The sequence below is a fragment of the Streptomyces poriferorum genome, from assembly GCF_019399235.1.
GTDB lineage: Bacteria > Actinomycetota > Actinomycetes > Streptomycetales > Streptomycetaceae > Streptomyces > Streptomyces poriferorum.
This window is the reverse complement of sequence record NZ_JAELVH010000123.1, coordinates 29,062-46,243: the sequence shown is the minus strand read 5'-3', so window position 1 is coordinate 46,243 and position 17,182 is coordinate 29,062. Positions and strand designations below refer to the sequence as shown.

The window sequence follows — 17,182 nt, the reverse complement described above, 5'->3', positions numbered from 1 at the left end:
TTCACAGCCCGTCCGGCGCCGCAGGACACCGGGTTCCAGCTTCGCCACCGGGGGCAGGAGTTGCAGTCGGGGGTGTTCCTGACAGGGACACCGTTGCGGGCACGTCCACCCAGGTCAGGGCCGCCGGAGGCACCTTCAGCGCTCCGCCCGCGGGCGCGCCGGGCCGGCCTCTTCGGCGAGGACGGGCGGCCGCGTCCTGTCATCGCCCTGGCAGCGGGTGATCCGGCAGCGGGAAGCGCCGGCACAGTTCCGTGACCCGGCCCGCGACCCGGCCCCGTACCTCCTCGTCCAGGACGTAGGTACGGTCGCCCGAGGGACGTACGGCATCGAGCACGGTGTCGAACAGTTCTGCGCACTCGGTCATTTCCGTCACCCCCATGCCGCGCAGCGCGAGCACGTTGGTCCCGAGGCGCACGCCGCTGGTGATCCGTGGTCCGTGCCGGTCGCCGGGGATGCTGTTCTTGTTGACGACGATCCGGCACTCCTCCAGCGAACCCTCGGCGATCTTCCCGGTCAGTCCGCGCCGGCCCACGTCGGTCAGGACCATGTGGGTGTCCGTGCCACCGGTCAGCACGCGGTGCCCGAGGCGGTCCAGCTCCTTGGCCAGGGCACTGGCGTTGAGGACGATCCGCTGGGTGAGCGCACGGAAGCCGGGCTCGGCCACCCGGGCCAGGGCACGCGCCTTGGCGGCCACCGTGTTCAGCCGGGGGGTGCCCTGCAGATAGGGGAAGACGGCGTCCTGGATCGCGGCCGCGAGCGGCTTGCCCGAGGCGGTGGGGGTCTCCGCGTCGCGGCCGAGCAGGATCAGTCCGCCGCGGGGCCCGTACAGCTGCTTGTAGGTGCTGGTCGTGGTCACATGAGCGACATCGACGGGGCTGGGGTGCTGGCCGGTGGCGACGAGGCCCGCGATGTGCGAGATGTCCGCCACCAGGTAGGCACCGACTTCGTCCGCGACCTCACGGAACCGCCCGAAGTCGATGGCCCGGGGGTAGGCGCTGGCGCCGCAGAAGATGAGCCGGGGCCGGTGCCGTCGCGCCAGTTCGGCCATCGCGTCGTAGTCGATGAGTCCGTCCCCGTCGAGGCCGTACCGCACCGGTGTGAAGAACCGGCCGCTCATCGACGCGGCGGCGCCGTGCGTGAGGTGCCCGCCCGCCTTGAGGCCCATGCCGAGGACGGTGTCGCCCGGGTCGAGCAGACTGCAGAGGACCACCTGGTTGGCGGTGGATCCCGAGTGCGGCTGGACGTTGGCGTACCGGGCGCCGAAGGCCGCCTTCGCCCGGTCCACGGCCAGTCTTTCGACCGCGTCGACCACGTCGCAGCCCGCGTGGTAGCGAGCGCCGGGGTATCCCTCGGTGGTCACGTTGCCCGCCGCGCTGGCCTCGCAGACCAGGACGGAGGGGTCGGCGACGCTGGCCGCGGCGACCATGGCCAGCGTCTCGTGCTGGCGGAGCTGCTCACGTTCGAGCAGCCCGTAGAGCTCCTGGTCGTGCTCGGCGAGCAGTTCCACTCCGTGGGCCAGGGTGCGGCCGACGATCCCGGCCGCCATCACCTGGCCTCCTCGAGGTCGTTCAGAAGTTCCCTGGTGCGTTCCTGGTCCAGCGAGATCACCCGGAGGTAGATCTCCGCGATGGCGTTCACGTCCGTCCCCAGGTCCTGGGCGGTGCGCTCGGCGACTTCCGCCTGGCCCGCCACGGTCGCGGCCTCGAAGACGTCGCGCAGCGGCAGGTCGACGCGCAGGTACTCGCTCAGAGCGGACGCCACCTGCGTCACACCGAGCGAGTTGCCGCCCAGTTCGAAGAAGTCGTCGTGCAGTCCCACCCGTTCGCCGCGCAGCACGCCCTGCCAGATGTCGGCGATCGCCCGCTCCAGGGCGGTGACGGGTTCGGTGAACTCCCCGGACAGCTCCAGCGTCCCGGTCCCTGCCGCCGGGAGGGCGCGGCGGTCCACCTTGCCGTTGGCCGAGAGCGGAAGCCGCTCCAGCGGGACGAACGCGTCCGGGACCATGTAGTCCGGCAGGGAGGCGGCGAGGTGCGCACGCAGCTCGCCGACGGTCGGGGGCAGGTCGCCCGCGGCCACCACGTACGCGGTGAGACCGACGCCGTGTCCCGCCTCGTCGGTGCGTACGACGGTCACCGCCTCGGCGATGTCCTGGTGCCGGCCGAGCGCCGCGTCGATCTCCCCCAGCTCGATCCTGAAGCCGCGCACCTTGACCTGGTGGTCGAGGCGCCCGATGAGGTGAATGGTGCCGTCCGGCGCGTAGCGCGCGAGGTCTCCGGTCCGGTACAGGCGGCTGCCGGCAGGGATGCCGGGGCGGGTGCCCGCGTACGGGTGCGGCACGAAGCGCTCGGCCGTCAGTGCGGGGCGCGCCAGATAGCCGCGGGCGAGGCCGATGCCGCCGAGGCAGAGTTCGCCCGGCACGCTGACCGGCACCGGTTCGAGCCGTTCGTCGACGATGAGGGCCTGCTGGTTCGCCATCGGCCTGCCGTAGGGGATGTGTGCCCAGTCGGGGCCCACCTCGCCGACCGGCTGGACGATGGAGTGGATGGACGCCTCGGTCGCGCCGCCCATCACGATCACGGCCAGGTCCGGGAAGAGCGCCCTCGCCCGGTCCGGCAGCGGGACGGGCACCCAGTCGCCGCCGAGGAAGGCGACGCGCAGCGTGGGGCGGGCCGGGCAGCCGTCGCCGTAGCTGTCGACCAGGGCCTCCAGGAGCGTGGGGGCGGAGTTCCATACGGTGATGCCGTGCCGTTCGACCAGTTCGGCCCAGTGCCGCGGGTCCTTGGCGCGGCCGGGGTCGGGCAGCACCGTGGTGCCGCCTGCGGCGAGCATGCCGAGCAGTTCGTACACCGACATGTCGAAGCTGAGCGACGAGAGCGAGAGGACGGAGTCGGTCGGCCCGATGTCCTGGCCCCTGTTGAGGTCGGTGATGTTGTTGACGACACCGCGGTGGGTGACGGCGACTCCCTTGGGGCTGCCGGTCGATCCCGAGGTGTAGATGACGTAGGCGAGGTGGGCGGGTGTCACCTCGGCCGGCGCCGGGTTCCCGGCCGGGGGCCCGTCGCCGTCGAGCTCCGCCACGTTCATCACGCGCACGGCGGGCAGGCCGGCGCCTCCGGCCACCTGCCCGGTGGCCGGGTCCACCGGCAGCCGCGGCAGGGCGGGCGAGTCGGTGAGGAGGACCGCCGGCCGGGCGTCGGCCAGCATGAAGGCGAGGCGTTCGGACGGGTAGCCCGGGTCCAGAGGGACGTAGGCGCCGCCCGCCTTGAGTACCCCCAGCACCGCCGCGGCCAGGTGGGAGGAACGGTCCATGCAGATGGCTACGGGAACATCGGGCCCGACGCCGGCCGCGCGCAGTGCCGCGGCCACGTGCCCCGCCTTCCGGTCCAGTTCGCCGTAGCTGATCCCGCCGTCGGCCCAGGCCAGCGCCTGCGCTCCGGGGCGCTCCTCGGCCTGCCGCTCGAACAGCTGGTGCAGGCAGAGGTCGGGTGCGGGTGCCGCGGTGTCGTTCCACTCGGCCACGGCGCGTTCCGTCTCGGCGCCGGTGAGCCACGGCAGTTCGCCCACCCGGCGACGCGGGTCACGTACCGCCGCGGTCAGCAGCACCTGGTAGTGGTCCCACAGGCGGGCCACCGTCGCGGCGTCGAAGAGGTCGTCCGCGTACTCGACGAATCCCGTGAACACCCCGTCCACGTAGCGGAGCTGGACGTCGAGATCACACTGCGCGCCGCCGCGTTCCATCCCGGTGACGGCCGCCCGGAGACCGGGCAGGTCCGGCTCCGGGACCGGCGCGTTCTGGAGGATGAACATCACCTGGGCCAGCGGGTTGACGCTCAGGTCGCGCTGCGGCCGGACGTCCTGGACCAGTCGCTCGAAGGGCAGGTCCTGATGGTCGAGGGCGCCCAGGGTGGTGTCGCGGACCCGGCCGAGCAGTTCGGCGAAGTCGGGGTCCCCCGCCAGCGAGGTACGGAGCAGGAGCGTGTTGATGAAACACCCGATGACCTGCTCGGTCTCCGGTGTACGGGTGGCCGCGCCGGTACTCACCACGATGTCCTGCTGTCCGCTGTAGCGGCCGAGGAGGAGCTGGAAGGCACCGAGGAGCGTCATGAAGGGGGTGACGCCCAGCCGTTGCGACAGGTCCTGGACCGCGGCCGAGAGTCCGGGCGACAGCTGTACAGCCAGTTGCCGGCCCCGCAGGCTCTGCACCGCGGGACGCGGGCGGTCGAAGGGAAGATCGAGGACCGGCGGGGCCCCGGCCAGCGTCGCGCGCCAGTAGCCGAGCAGTTCGCCCAGCCGCTCGCTCTGGAGCTGCTCCCGCTGCCAGACCGCGAAATCCGGGTAATGCAGCGGGAGTTCCGGCAGGTCCACGGGTTCACCGGCGCTCAGGGCGGCGTAGGCGATTCCGACCTCGCGCAGGAGTATCCCGCAGGACCACATGTCGGCGACCAGGTGGTGCAGGGTCACGGCAAGCACGTGGTCGTCCTCGGCCAGACGCAGCACGCAGCCGCGCAGCAGCGGCCCCCGGCCCAGGTCGAACGGCCGGGCGGCCTCGGTGCTCAGTGTCTCTTCGAGGTCCGCCTCGGCCACCTCGACGAGCGGCAGCTCGATCGGCACCGCCGACTCGACCACCTGCACCGCCCGCCCGTCCACCTGCCGGAACACGGTGCGCAGCGCCTCGTGCCGGTTCACGACGTGGTTCACGGCGCCGTGCAGCGCCTCGCGGTCGAGGCTGCCGCGCAGCCGGAAGGCCAGCGGGATGTGGTAAGCGGCGGTGTGCGGGGTCAACTGCTCCACGAACCAGAGCCGTTCCTGGGCGGAGGCCAGGGGGAAGATCGTCGGTTGCGGGGTCTGCATGGCCGTCTCCACACGTCGGTGTTGCGGTCGGGGACAACAGGGCTGCGGGGCCGTGCCCCATGCCGTGGGCACCGGGCGCGGCGGCTTTCAGGAGAGGGATTCGGGGAGGGTCAGGCGCCCGGATCCGGAGGTGCCGGCCAGATAGCGCGAGCGGTCCACCCGGGCGATGACCGAGCGCGATGCGCCCTGCCCGCCCGGGCCGGCGGAACCGGCCGCTCGCTGCACGCCGACGTCCACCGAGGCCGCGACCCGGGCGACCGTCGGCTCGACGAAGAGCTCCTGGAGCGGGACCTTCACCCCGAACCGGTCGTCGATGCGCAGAGCCAGCCGGGCCATGAGCAGGGAGTGCCAGCCGAGGGCGAAGAGATCGTCGTCGCGCCCGACCCGGGCGGTTTCGAGGAGCTCGGCAACCAGGCCGGCCACGGCCGCTTCGGTCGGGCTGAGCTGCGGGGCGGCGCCGGCCGGGGCGTTGTCCGGCGTGGCGTCCGACCGGGCCCGGCCCAGGGCGATGAGCGCCCGGTGGTCCACCTTGCCATTGACCGTCAACGGCAGGGCGGAGACCGGGCGGAAGCTGCCCGGCACCAGGTACTCGGGCAGCCGGTCCCGGAGATGGGCCCGGAGTTCGGCAGCCGTCGGCGGCGCCTGGCGGGGCACCACATAGCCGGTGAGCCCGGTACGTCCACGGGCGTCCCGGTCCGCCAGGACGAAGGCGTCGCGGACGCCGGGGTGGGCGCGCAGCGCCACGGCGATCTCACCCGGCTCGATCCGGTGACCGCGGATCTTGACCTGGGAGTCGGCGCGGCCGAGGTACTCCAGGGCACCGTCCGGCCGCTGCCTGGCCAGGTCGCCGGAGCGGTACAGGCGCTCCCCGGCCCGGTCGGGGTGCGGCACGAACCGTTCGGCCGTCAGGGCCGGCTGTCCCAGATAGCCGCGTACGACTCCCCGGCCACCGATGCAGATCTCCCCGGCCTCACCGGGGGCCACCGCGCAGCCGTCCTCGTCGAGCAGGCGCAGATCGGTGCCGCCGAGCGGGGCACCGAGCGCGACCTCCGCGGCCGCGTCCGGTGACGCCGGGACGGGAGACGGCGCCTGTCCGGTCCCCCGCCGCAGTGGCCCGTAGGTGGCGTGCACGGTGATCTCGGTGATGCCGTACATGTTGGTCAGCCGGGTTGCCGGGTCGCCGTGCGCCGCCCAGCCGGCGAGGTGGCCGGCCTCGAGCCTCTCTCCGCCGAAGATGATGTGGCGCAGGTCCAGGCCGCGGAGCATCGGCGGTGGGACGGCGGTCAGTTCGGCGAACACGGCGGGAGTCTGGTTCAGCACGGTGACCCGGTGCCGGCGCAGCAGCTCCCAGAAGTCCGGCGGGGACAGCGTCTCCCGCGCCTCCACCAGCACGAGCCTGCCGCCGTGCACGAGCGGGCCCCACATCTCCCACACCGAGAAGTCGAAGGCGTAGGAGTGGAACAGCGTCCACACGTCGGTGTGGTCGAAGCGGAAGTCCGCAGCGGCCGCGAAGAGGTTGGCCACGCCCCTGTGCGGCACGAGCACGCCCTTGGGCCGTCCGCTGGAGCCCGAGGTGTGGATGACGTACGCCAGCCGGTCGAGGTCGCCCGGGACACCGGGGCCGGTGGCCGACAGCGCCGCGAGCGTCTCCGCCTCGGCGTCGAGGTCGATGACCAGGGCGTCGTGGCCGGGGAGCCGGGACCTGGTCTCCGTACACGTCAGGACGATCGACGGCCGGGCGTCCTCGAGGACGTACCCGGTGCGCGCGGACGGGTGGGCCGGGTCCAGCGGCACATAGGCACCGCCCGCCTTGGCCACCGCGAGGACGGCAACCACGAGGTGGGGCGAGCGCGGGAGGCAGAGCGCCACCAGCGACTCGGGGACCACACCGGCCTCCCGCAGCCGGTGGGCGAGCCGGTTGGCCCGGGCGTCGAGCTCCGCGTACGTGAGTGCGCCGCCGTCCCAGACGAGCGCCGTCCGGTCCGGTGCGATCGCCGCCCGGCGGGCGAACATCTCGTGCACGGGGAGCAGTTCGGCCGTCTCCTCGCCGGTCCCCGCCGTGTTCGGGGCGGGGCCGAGGAGTCGCGGATCGGACAGCGGCGTCCGGGAATCACGGGTCACCGTGTCGAGTACGGTGCGGAACTGATCCGCCCAGTCGCCGGCGGATGCGGACCGCAGGAGCGCAGCGTCGAAGTGCAGTACTCCGTGCCACTGGCCGTCGATCTCGGCGAGGGTCACGCCGGTCTCGAACTGGCTGGCCGGCGGAGTGAACGGTACTGATTCCAGGGCGAGTCCACCGACCGTGCCACGAGCCCCCGCGAGACCCAGGGCGCAGGCGGCCGCCAGCTGACCGTGTCCGCCGACCGGGCGGTGCACGGTGATGACGGCCTGGGCGAGCGCGGGGCGCCCGGGGCTGCGCCGTGGCCGCAGGCGTTCGATCAGCACGGGCAGGGGCAGTCCGGCATGGGCGGCCGCGGACCGTGCGGTGCGGTGGGTGCGCCTGAGCAGTGAGTCGAAGTCATCGGTACGCGCGAGCTTGCCGCGCAGCACCAGCATTCCTGCGAACAGCCCGATGCCGTCGGCCTCGTCCGCTGCGCGGCGGCCGTGTTCCGGGGTGGCGACGAGCAGGTCCTGCCGGCCGCTGAGACGGGCGAGGAGGATCTGGTAGCCGGCGAGCAGCACCGTGTAGGGGGTGGTCCGGGCAGTGGTCGCTGCGGCGGCAATCCGGGCGCTGAGCTCCGGGCCGAGAGCGAAGGGCACGCTCGCGCCCCGCGACGCCGTGCGGGCCGGCCGCGGGTGGCCGGCGGGCAGCGGCCGGCCGGGGAGTGACCCGTCGGTGGGCAGCGGCCGGCCGGAAAGCGACCCGTCCGTAGGCAGCGGCCCTCCGGGCGGCGGGCCGTCCGTAGGCAGCGGCAACAGGGCCGGGGCACCCGCCAGTTCCCGGCTCCAGTACTCCCACAGCCGCTCCTGCTCGTCCGCGGCCGGCTGCCTCGGCTCGCCGCTGCCGACCGGTCGTGCGAGGGGCGGGTCGCCCCTCAGCGCCGCGGGATAGAGCAGGTCGAGGTCGGCCAGGAGGACCTCGACCGACCAGAGGTCGGCGACGATGTGATGGATCGCGAGGACTAGCCGGTGGTCGTCGGCGCCGAGCGTGAAGACCGCGGCCCGCAGCAGCGGCCCCTCGGCCAGGTCGAACGGCCGGTAGGCGGCCTCGGTGAGACGCTCGCGCAAGGTCTCCGCGTCGAGCCCGGAGGCGTCGTGGCGGACGAAGTCGATCTGCGGGTCCTGCCGAAGCCGTCGTACGGGACCGTCACCGGTCGCGGGGAAGGTGGTACGCAGCCCCGGGTGCCGTGCCACCGCGCCGTGCAGTGCCCTCTCCAGCGCTTCGGTGTCCAGGGGGCCGCGGACGGCCACCGCCGAGGCGATCACCTGGGCGCGGCCGTCGGGCGCGACCTGGTGTCCGATCCACTGCGCGTACTGGTTCGAGGTCAGCGGCCGGTCCCCGACGGGCTCGGCGGGTGAGGCTTCGGCCGGGCCCTCCGTGGTGGGCTTCGGTGCCGCGACCAGCGCGGCGAGCTCGCCGAGGGTGAGGTCCGCCGCTTCCTCGAAGTCGATCCGGTACCCGAGTTCGCGCTCGATCCGGTGCTGCAGTTCCACCGTGCCCAGCGAGTCGAGGCCCAGTTCGATCAGCGTCCGGCCGGCGGGGAGGTCGTCATGCCGCAGAAGCCGGCTGAGCTGCGTGCGGAGAAGGCTCAGGGCCTCGGTGGCGTCGCTCTCCGGCAGCGCGGGCTCGGGTACGGGGGGCCCGTCGGGAACGCGGGGCGCCTCGGAAACGGGGGGCCCGTCGGAAACACGGGGCGCCTCTGAAACGCGGGGCGCGGAGGCAGGGGCCGCGTCGGCGGTCGGCACGGCGGCACCCTCGTGGTCCGCGTGGACGGTCTTCAGCGAGCCGGCCAGGAGCTCCGCCTTGCAGGCCCCCCGCTGCACCTTGCCGCTGGAGGTGCGCGGCAGGCTGCCGGCCCGGATCAGCACGACCGAGTGCGGCCGTATCCGGTGCGCGGCGGCGACGGCGCCGCGGACGGTCGTCACCACCTGCGCGCAGTCGCCGTCGAAGCCGCGGTCGAGTTCGTGCACGACGGCGAGTTGTTCGGCCCCGTCGTCACCGCTGCCGGTGAGGGAGAAGGCCGCTCCCCCGCCGGGACGCAGAGCCGGATGGCTGTGCTCGACGGTCTGTTCGATGTCCGTCGGATAGTGGTTCCGGCCGCGCACGATGATGAGGTCCTTGAGCCTGCCCACCACGTGGAGCTCGCCCCCGGACCGGTACCCCAGGTCGCCCGTGCGCAAGAAGTGCGGCGCGGTGGTGCCGGCCAGAGTGGCCGCGAAGGTGGCCGCGGTGAGCTCGGGCCGCCCCAGGTAGCCCTCGGAGACACCGTGCTCGCTTCGGCGAGGCCGAAGCACGGCGTCAGAGCCTCGGCGCGGAAGCCGCTGTCGGCGAAGGCGTCGGCGAAGCGGCGCAGGGTCGAGGGACGCAGCGGCTCGGCGCCGTTGAAGGCGACCTCCCAGGAACTGAGGTCGAGCGCCGCCCGCTCCTCGGGCCCGATGCGGTCGACGCACAGGTCGTAGGCGAAGTTGGGGCCGCCGCTCGCCGTTCCGCCTGCCGCGCTGATCGCCTCCAGCCAGCGGGCGGGCCGCTGCGCGAACGCCGAGGGCGACATCAGTACGCAGCTTCCGCCGCAGTACACGGTGCCGAGGACCGAGCCGATCAGGCCCATGTCGTGGTACATGGGGAGCCAGGACACCACCCGCGTGTCGGTGGACGTCCCGAACGCCTGCTGGGTCACGTGTGCGTTGGACAGCAGATTGCCGTGGCTGAGCACCACGCCCCGCGGGCTGCTGGTCGAACCCGAGGTGTACTGGATGAACGCCGTTGTCCGCTCATCGGCCCGGTACGGCGTCCAGCCGTCGGCCGCTGCTCCCCGCGCCACGGAATCCGTCGCCACCAGCCGCAGTCCCGCCACCGCGGGCGCCCTGGACGCCAGGCGTGCGGCGAACTCCTCGGTGGTCAGGGCCGTGTCCACGCCGCAGTCCTGGATGATGCCCGCGATGCGCTCCAGCGAGCGCGCCTGGCGGGTGGGCGGATAGGCGGGTACCGCCACGGCGCCCGCGTACAGGCAGCCGAAGAACGCCGCCACGTAGTCGAGGCCCGAGGGGTAGAGCAGCAGCACCCGGCGACCGGCCAGGCCGAGGCCCTGGAGGTGGGCGCCGATCATCCGGGCCATGGAGTCGAGTCGGGCGTACGTCAACTCGCCGGCCGGCACCTCCCCGTCGGCGAGGTAGCCGAAGGCGACACGGTCCGGTGAACGCAGTGCGGTATCGGCGAGCAGCTCGGTCCAGCTGCCTGCCACGGGGCGGATCTGGGTCATCAGCACCTCTGTCGTCCGAGGGCGCGGCGGGAACACCCACCCGTGGGTACGCGAACAGCCTGGCCACACCCGGGGGACGCAGACAGTCGGGAAGACTCCTGACACCGGCGCAGCCCCGACCGGGGCCCGGAGCAACGTCCGGGCGCTCTAGGGTCGCTGGCACGATCAGCCGCCTGCCGCCGAGGAGACACCGTGCCCCCGATAACGTCCTTCTCCGTCGACGCCGCCTTCAACGGACCCCCCACCAGCGCCAACGGCGGCTACGCCTGCGGTGTTCTGGCAGAGCTGGCCATGTCCGCCGGCCATCTGACCGGCCCGCTCGCGGTCTCCCTGCACCTGCCGGTCCCGCTGGACACACCGCTCGCCTACCGGCCCGCCGGACGACGTGGCCACGCCTGGCACGGGGAGGACGTGGTCGCCACGGTCACGGCGGCGAACGGCGCCGTTGCCGCGCCCGCCGCCGTCTCCGCGACGACGGCGGCGGCGGCGCAGGAGTCGTTCAGCGGGGCCGGGCACCCGTTCCCGACCTGTTTCGTCTGCGGCACCGAGCGGGAGGAGGACGGCCTGTCGCTACGGCCGGGGGCCGTCGAGGGCCGTCCGGACACGGTCGCCTGCGGCTGGCGCCCGCGCCCCGAACTGGCCGACGCTTCCGGTCTCGTACGGCCCGAGGTCGTCTGGGCCGCCCTTGACTGCCCGGGCGGCTGGACGACCGATCCGGTCCGGCGCCCCAGGCTGCTCGGCCGGATGACGGCGGCGATCGACGAGCTCCCGCGCGCGGGTGCGGACTATGTCGTGGTGGGCAGACTCGACGGCATCCAGGACCGCACCGCCACCAACGTCACGGCCCTGTACGAAGCGGGGACGGGCCGCCTGCTGGCCCGGGCGAGCGCCCTCTGGATAGCCATCGACGCGGGCCCCGCGGCCTGAGGGCTCCGCGCGAGCGCGAAACGGCGTACGGGGCTCCGCCTTCGGACGAAGGCGGAGCCCCGTACGCCGTTTCGTGACGGCTCCGGTACCGGTCAGCGGGCGCTGAGCGGGCGCAGGTCCGTCCAGACGGTGTCGATGTGCGCGAGGCACTGCTCCTTGGATCCGCTGAAGCCTGCCTCGCTCCAGCCGTCCGGAAGATCGCGCCCGGCCCGCCAGATCGAGTACTGCGCCTCGATGTTGACGACCACCTGATAGTCCTGGGTACCACCGGCCATGTGAACCTCCTGATGTGGTGCGCCCCGACGGACGCCCTTTGCGGATACCTGTCCTTCAACGAGTCCGGTGCGGTCGAGCCGGGCGTCCGGGGGCGGCGACCTCCGTCGCGGGAGGCGTCGGCTGCGGCCGCCCATCAGACGGTGAACTCCTTTGCCACCAGGGTGAACCCGGCATCCCAGGCAGCCCAGGCGACATCGGCGGGCGGATCCTGTGCCAGGGCCCCTTCCGGGAATCCGGTGGACTTCGCCAGCAGCCGCAGCCGCAGGGGCCCGTCGCCCGCGACCTTCAGCCGGAGCTCGACCCCCTCGGCCGGCGGCGCCACGTAGGTGAATCCCCAGCCCCAACGGCCCTTCACGCCGGGTCTGTTGTTTCCGCCGGGCCACTCCTCCCCCGCCACGGTCAGGCTCCGCACGTCGCCGCTTCCGGTGTCCGCGTACAGCATCAGCTGGCTGGTCGCGCCATGGGCTGCGCCGATGCGTACCGTGACCTCGCGCGAGCCGTCGTCGCCACGCCGGGTGGAGAGCACGCGAGCGGTCGGTGCCGGGGCCTCGACCCGGGGCGCGGGGCCGGTACGCCACTCGTCCGGCTCCTTGAGATACGGGAACTCCGCCGCGAGCGGAGCGGTGTCCGCGTCCACGTACGGATCGAGCCAGGGGTGAGCGCTCCGGCCCGAGCTCACCCAGCGGGCCCCCTTCCCGTCGGCGACGTACAACATGCTGACCTGGGCGGGGTGTCCGCTGTCCGTGCCGTCGCGGGCCACACCGATCCCGCAGACGACGACGCCCGCGAGAGCCGCCGCACCGGCCCTGAGGAACAGCGGCCGCCGTGCCAGAGGACGGGCGAGCGGCGCCGCCACCAGGGCGACGAGCAGGACGAGTACGACCAGCGGCGCCATGGCGAGTACCAGGCCGAGCGCGGCGAAGAGCAGCGCCACCATGGGGGCGAGCAGTGCCGCGCCTGGCACGGCCGGCAGTGCCGCGACGGCGGTGCGCCAGGGGGAGGACGCCGGCAGGCGGACCGAGGCGGCGAACCCGGCCGCGCCGGTCAGGGCGGGCCAGAGGAACAGGTACGAGGCGCCGGGGACGAGCAGCGCGGTGAGCAGGGTGAGGAGGGTCAGCCAGCAGGTGACCGCCGCGGTCAGCTCCAGAGAACCGCATCTGCGCCGCAGCACCGTCGCCCAGACCCAGACAGCCACCGCGGTCACCAGGCACAGGCCGAGCGCGGTCGGGCCCGGACGGTAGGGGTCCCCGAAGATGAAGCCCGTGTAGTGCGGCCGGACGAGGGTCATCAGCTGCCAGCCCGCCCAGCCGACGGCGGCGGCCGTGATCAACGGCAGGGGCACCGTGGCGGCGGCGATCGTCAGCGTCCGGCTCCTGACCGCGCGCCGCCGCAGCGCGAACCACACGACGAGGGCGCACGCGGCCACCGAGATCCCCGCCAGCGGCAGCACCAGGGCGCCCGGATAGCGCACCAGGAGCGGACCGAGCGTGAAGTAGGTGGCCTCGCCGCCCTTGCCGGTCGCGGCGATGTCCGCGGCGGCCAGGCTCCTGGTGGCGCTGAGGACCGTGGCGCCCATGTCCTGGAGGGAGGCCTTGCTGGAGTTGGCGAGCTTGTCCTGGGGGGTGTCGTAGTTGGCCGACGTACCGACGTTGGCGAAGTTCATTCCGGTGAAGCCGGCCTCGCGGAAGACCGTGAAGTCGGTGTTGTTGGGGAGCAGCCGGTACACCTCGTAGGCGAGCGAGGTGGTGACCGGCGCGTGGTCGGCCAGGGCGGGCACGAGCGCCGCGTTGTGCGCGCCGGTCTCGAACATGACCGCGCGGCCCGAGGTGCCGCGGGACTCCAGATTGAGTACGACGGTACGGTCCGGGTCGCCCCGGTCCTCGGCGGCGAGCCGGCCCCGGGCGCCCATCAGGCCCGGCTCCTCGGCGTCGGTGAACAGGACGGTGATGTCGTTGCGCGGCGAGGGGCCCGACCGCAGGGCCCGTACGGTTTCGAGCAGCGCCGCCACACCGTGCGCGTCGTCCGTGGCCCCCGGCCCGATCTCCACCGAGTCGTAGTGGGCCACGACCAGGACCCTGCCCGTCGGGTCGCTGCCGGGCAGCGTGGCCTCGATGTTCTGGACCGGGGCCGCCATGGTGTGGCCGGGGGTCCGGTCGATGCCGAGCTCCTTGTGGACCACCGGGTCCAGCCCGAGTCCGCGGAGCTTCCGCACGAGTTGGTCCCGTACACGATCGTGCGCGGTCGATCCGACAGGGCGCGGCCCCGTCGCGATCTGCTCCACGTCGGCGTGGGCGCGCGTGGCCGAGAACTCCGCGGCGGGCGCGTCGGCCGGCAGCGGGTCGGGCGGTGTGGCGACGGACAGCACACCGAGGACCGCCACGGCAAGCGTGACCAGGAGGACCAGCAGTCCGGGCAGCCACCGGCGGCCGGATCCGGGCGTCTGCTCCGGGGCCGCGGCGGTGGCGGGGAGCTGAATCTCGCGCAGGGTCATTCGCCGTCCTTTCCTGGAGGTGCGGCCGGACTCCCGGCGTCCTCGTGCCCGGGCCGGGCGTCCTGGTCCGGGACGTGGCCGATCCTGCGGTTGGAGAGCAGCGGCAGGGCCGCGCACGTGACCCCGGCGAGCACGACGGCCGCGAGGAAGAAGGGTGCGCGCAGCCCGAACCGGTCCGCGGTCAGCCCGCCCGCGAGGCCGCCGAGCGGGGAGAGGCCGTTGATGACCAGCCGGTAGGCGCCGTTGATCCGGCCGAACCTGTCCGGTGGAATGAGTGCCTGGCGCAGCGTCGTGGTGACCACGTTGACCAGGGCGACGCTGATCCCGGCGAAGGCGAACACGACGGCGGCGATCAGCGGCTGCGAAGTGATGCCGCCGAGCACGAACACGAACGGGCAGATGCCGAGAGACAGTTGGAGGACACGGCCGCGCCCCAGGCCCGCGATCAGCTTCGGGGCCAGGGTCAGCCCGGCGAGTCCGCCGACCGCGATCACCAGGAGCAGCAGGCCGTACACCGTCTCGCTGACGTGCAGCACATGCAGGGCGTAGAGGACGGCGACGCCCATCACCGCGAGGACCGCGAAGTTCAGCAGCCCCGCCATCACGCAGACGGTGCGCAGCAGCGGATGGCGCCACAGCCAGACCACGGCCTCGCCGGTCTGGGACCCGAGCAGGCGCAGGGTGACCCGTCCCTCGTCCGCGGCCGTGCGGCCCGACGCCGGCCGCACTCCGAAGACGAGGAGTGCGGAGAGGGCGAAGCAGACCGTGGCCAGGCCGAAGGGCAGCAGGTGTGCGGTGGCGAACAGGGCCGTGCCCACCGGTGCGCCGAGGAACTCCATCGTGACCAGGCGCCCGGTCAGCAGTTTGCTGTTGGCCGAGTCCAGCGAATGGGAGCCGGCCACATCGGGCACGACGGCCTGGGACAGGTTGTCCGCCATCGTCTCGATCGAGCTCAGCAGGAAGGCCGTGGCCGCGAGGACGGTGATGGTGACCCGGTCCCCGACGATGGCCGACACGAAGCCCGCCAGGACGACGGCCCTGGCCACATCGCAGATCCAGAGCATCCGCCAGCGGTCGAGATGGTCGATCAGGGTGCCGGAGAACGGACCGACCAGGACCCAGGGCAGTTGGCCGGCGACCGCCACCATCGACACCTCGACGGGGTCGCTGGAGACGGTGGCGGCGTACACGGACAGGGCGAATATCCGGACGCCGTCACCCAGCCCGGAGATCGAGGTCGCGGTCCACAGCCGCCAGAATCCTGCCCCGAAGCGGCGTTTCGGCACCGTAGCGGTGCTCGGTTCAGCCACCACGGGCGCCTCCTTTCTGAGGCACTTGAGCAGCAGAGGTACGCCGATACTGGCAACCCCGTGCCGCGGGCAGCAGTCGGGGGAATCCCCCACGGCGGCGGCCCGTGCGCCCGCCGGTCAGGGAGCCTCCTGACCCACGGGCCCGGCACGGTCCGGACCATGGCGATGGGCCCCTCGTCCGAACCGTCCCGGGGCCCAACGGCCCGGCCTGCTCCGGACGAAATGCCCTAGGGTGCGCACATGATCACCGCTGCCGCGCAGCACCTGCGGGTGCTGCCCTCCGAGTTCACCGTCGAACAACTGCCGGCCGGGCAACTGCCGCCGGACGCTTCCTGGTACGTCCTGCACCGGGCGCCGGAGGGCCTGACCGTGGTGCGCGAGATACCGCCGGCCCCGGCGGCGGAGCCCGATGCACCCGGTGCTCCACAGCGCTGGGCCGGTCTCTACGGCGAGACGTCGCACGGCCTCGACCTGCCCGGCATGCTGGCGGCCGTGCTCGGCCCGCTCGCGGCAGCGGGCGTCCCGGTCTTCGTCTCGTCGAGCTACCTCAGCGACCTGGTCCTGGTGCCCCGCGAGCGCCGGGCCGAAGCCTGTTCCGTACTGCGGGAGGCGGGCCACACCGTGACCGGGTGAGCGTGGCCGGCGCCGCCGGGCCCGGGGTGTCAGGAAGGTTCCCGACTGCCTGGCGGTACCGGACCACTGCCAGCCTTTCGCGAACGGCCCCGACCCTGGCCGTTGACTCCAGGAGGCTGAACGTGGGACTGGCACATGCCGAAGAAGCCGAAGACCTCGAGATCCGGGCGGACGACGGTGTGCCCTGCCTGGCTCTGGACGGACAGGAGAGCGCGACGGTCCGCGACATCACCGACACCCTCCTCGACGAGGACCCGAGGCGCCCTCTCGAAGACCGGCTGAACCGCATCTCGGTCCGCTCCCACGAGCTTCCGTTCCGCCTGCGCCGGCGGCTCACCGAATTCCGGCTCACCGGGCAGCCGTACGGGGGCCTGGTCGTCTCCGGGCTTCCGCTGGACGCCGCGGCGCTCGGCCCGACGCCGCTCGAGTACACCGACGATCCCCGGAGCCGCGAGACGGACCGGGCAGCGGCGGTCCTCCTGCTGATCGGTTCGCTGATCGGCGACCCGATCTCCTATCTCACCCAGCAGCGTGGCCGGCTGGTCCTGGACGTCTTCCCGGTGGCCGGGCACGAGGATTCCCAGCTGGGTTCGAGCTCCACGGTCAACCTGGAGTGGCACAACGAGGACGCGTTCCACCCGCTGCGCGCCGACTGGATCATGCTGTTCTGCCTGCGCAACCCCGACCGGGTGCCCACGACCTTCGCGCCCGCCCAGGACCTGCGGCTGGACGCGGAGACTAGGAGGATCCTCTTCGAGGAGCGGTTCATCATTCTCCCCGACGAGTCGCACACCGCCGCGTTCAACGAGACGACGACCGGGCTCGAGACCGACGCCTGGGCCGACAAGGCGTTCCGGCAGATCGCCGAGATGAACAGCAGTCCCCGGCCCACCGCGATTCTGAGCGGCAGCCAGGACGCCCCGTTCATCCGCATCGACCCGGCCTTCATGGAGCGCTCGCTCTCGGACCCCGCCGCCGAGAAGGCGCTGGAGACCGTGATCGCGGCCTTCGACACCCGGTTGCGCGATGTCTCCCTGGCCCCGGGCGAGCTCCTGCTCATCGACAACAAGCGGGCGATCCACGGGCGCCGGCCCTTCAAGGCCCGTTACGACGGCACCGATCGCTGGCTGCGGCGCATCAACGTCACGTCGAACCTCCGCGATTCCGAGGACCGCCGCTACGGCTCGCACGGACGCGCGCTGGTCTGAGACGGCGTACGGGAACCCGGCCGGGGCCGGGTTCCCGTACGAGGTGTGTCCGCCAGCCCGCCCACC

The 17,182-nt window shown here is 73.0% G+C and carries 9 protein-coding genes and 1 pseudogene; 3 read left to right on the top strand and 7 right to left on the bottom strand.

Annotated features, from left to right (window positions below):
* Positions 1–199 precede the first annotated feature (199 nt).
* The 4 genes and pseudogenes from glyA to JGS39_RS40990 all read right to left on the bottom strand — a co-directional run.
* The gene (gene glyA / locus JGS39_RS21495; protein WP_219570921.1) at positions 200–1,546 is read right to left on the bottom strand and encodes a serine hydroxymethyltransferase; all 1,347 of its coding nucleotides are present in this window, start codon (positions 1,544–1,546) and stop codon (positions 200–202) included.
* Complete coding sequence (locus JGS39_RS21490) at positions 1,546–4,851, bottom strand: non-ribosomal peptide synthetase (RefSeq protein ID WP_219570920.1); 3,306 nt, start codon at positions 4,849–4,851, stop codon at positions 1,546–1,548. Before JGS39_RS21490 ends, glyA begins: the two co-directional genes overlap by 1 nt.
* A gap of 87 nt (positions 4,852–4,938) precedes the next feature.
* Positions 4,939–9,117 carry a non-ribosomal peptide synthetase gene (locus tag JGS39_RS21485; protein ID WP_219570919.1) on the bottom strand — a complete coding sequence of 1,393 codons (4,179 nt, stop codon included), beginning with the start codon at positions 9,115–9,117 and terminating at the stop codon, positions 4,939–4,941.
* Positions 9,118–9,254: 137 nt separating this feature from the next.
* Positions 9,255–10,271 (bottom strand): annotated as a pseudogene (locus tag JGS39_RS40990) (AMP-binding protein); the annotation flags it as partial.
* A 192-nt stretch (positions 10,272–10,463) separates the two neighbouring features.
* Between JGS39_RS40990 and JGS39_RS21480 the strand changes: the two are divergent.
* Positions 10,464–11,198, top strand: coding sequence for a hypothetical protein (locus JGS39_RS21480; protein ID WP_219570918.1), 735 nt, complete (start codon positions 10,464–10,466; stop codon positions 11,196–11,198).
* A 92-nt stretch (positions 11,199–11,290) separates the two neighbouring features.
* On the opposite strand, the gene JGS39_RS21475 is transcribed toward JGS39_RS21480, so the two are convergent.
* The 3 genes from JGS39_RS21475 to JGS39_RS21465 form a co-directional block, all read right to left on the bottom strand.
* Positions 11,291–11,473: an MbtH family protein gene (locus tag JGS39_RS21475; protein ID WP_219570917.1), complete on the bottom strand. Its 183-nt coding sequence runs from the start codon at positions 11,471–11,473 to the stop codon at positions 11,291–11,293.
* A 134-nt stretch (positions 11,474–11,607) separates the two neighbouring features.
* Positions 11,608–13,965, bottom strand: a complete 2,358-nt coding sequence (locus JGS39_RS21470) for a M20/M25/M40 family metallo-hydrolase (RefSeq protein WP_219570916.1) — start codon at positions 13,963–13,965, stop codon at positions 11,608–11,610.
* Positions 13,962–15,275: an MFS transporter gene (locus JGS39_RS21465; RefSeq protein ID WP_219570915.1), complete on the bottom strand. Its 1,314-nt coding sequence runs from the start codon at positions 15,273–15,275 to the stop codon at positions 13,962–13,964. The genes JGS39_RS21470 and JGS39_RS21465 overlap by 4 nt, the downstream gene beginning before the upstream one ends.
* A 240-nt stretch (positions 15,276–15,515) precedes the next feature.
* On the opposite strand from JGS39_RS21465, the gene JGS39_RS21460 reads away from it, so the two are divergent.
* The gene (locus JGS39_RS21460; protein ID WP_219570914.1) at positions 15,516–15,908 is read left to right on the top strand and encodes an ACT domain-containing protein; all 393 of its coding nucleotides are present in this window, start codon (positions 15,516–15,518) and stop codon (positions 15,906–15,908) included.
* A 122-nt stretch (positions 15,909–16,030) separates the two neighbouring features.
* Positions 16,031–17,116, top strand: coding sequence for a guanitoxin biosynthesis L-enduracididine beta-hydroxylase GntD (gene gntD, locus JGS39_RS21455; RefSeq protein ID WP_219570913.1), 1,086 nt, complete (start codon positions 16,031–16,033; stop codon positions 17,114–17,116).
* The last annotated feature ends 66 nt before the right edge of the window (positions 17,117–17,182 follow it).